At 75.1% G+C, this 594-nt stretch carries 1 protein-coding gene; it reads right to left on the bottom strand.

All coding sequences use genetic code 11. The annotated features are described in order from the left end of the window. On the bottom strand, positions 1–594 hold a 594-nt coding region (locus CCN42_RS43115; RefSeq protein WP_158102213.1), incomplete at both ends, for a hypothetical protein.

The following is a 594-nucleotide window of genomic DNA, read 5'->3' as shown; positions in this document are numbered from 1 at the left end:
GCGGGGGCGCGGACGAGGACGGGTCCAGCTCGTCCGCGGTCGGTACTCCGGACACGTCGAGGTCCTGCTGCGGCAGGAAGTCCTCGGGCCGCAGCCTGATGTCCCAGGCGCTGGGTTCCGCGCCGCCTACTTCCACCTCCGACTCGCTGCCGGACGTGAAGGGGTCCTCGTCCTTCTCCTCCTGGAGGGCCTCCAGGTCCTGGCTGCGCTTGCCCTCCAGGGTGCTGCGGCGGCCCGGGAGCTGGGTGTCCTGGCCCGAGCGGGCCGGCGTGCCGGTGGGCTTCTGCTGTCCCTGTCTCTCCTCCGGCCTCACCTGCCGGCCGGCCACGGCCGCCTCGGCGGCGCCCGGGCGGTTCTTCGCCGCGGACTCCTCCTTGCTCGCGGCCGGCGTCTCCCGCTGCTCGGTGTCTTCCTTGCCGCCCGCCTCCTCCTTCTGCTCCTTGCCCGCCGCCGGGGACGCGGACGTCCGCTCGCCGGGCTGCTGTCCGCCCTCCGGCTTCCCGCCGGGGCTTGCGCCCGACGAGTCCCGCTCCCGCTGCGTCGCCGGAACGCCCGAGGACCCCGAAGGACCCGAGGAACCGGAGGGTCCGGAAG

The sequence above is a fragment of the Streptomyces glaucescens genome (assembly GCF_002154375.1).
In the GTDB taxonomy this organism is placed as follows: domain Bacteria; phylum Actinomycetota; class Actinomycetes; order Streptomycetales; family Streptomycetaceae; genus Streptomyces; species Streptomyces glaucescens.
The sequence above is the reverse complement of the archived record's forward strand: the minus strand, read 5'-3'. Positions and strand labels throughout refer to the sequence as shown.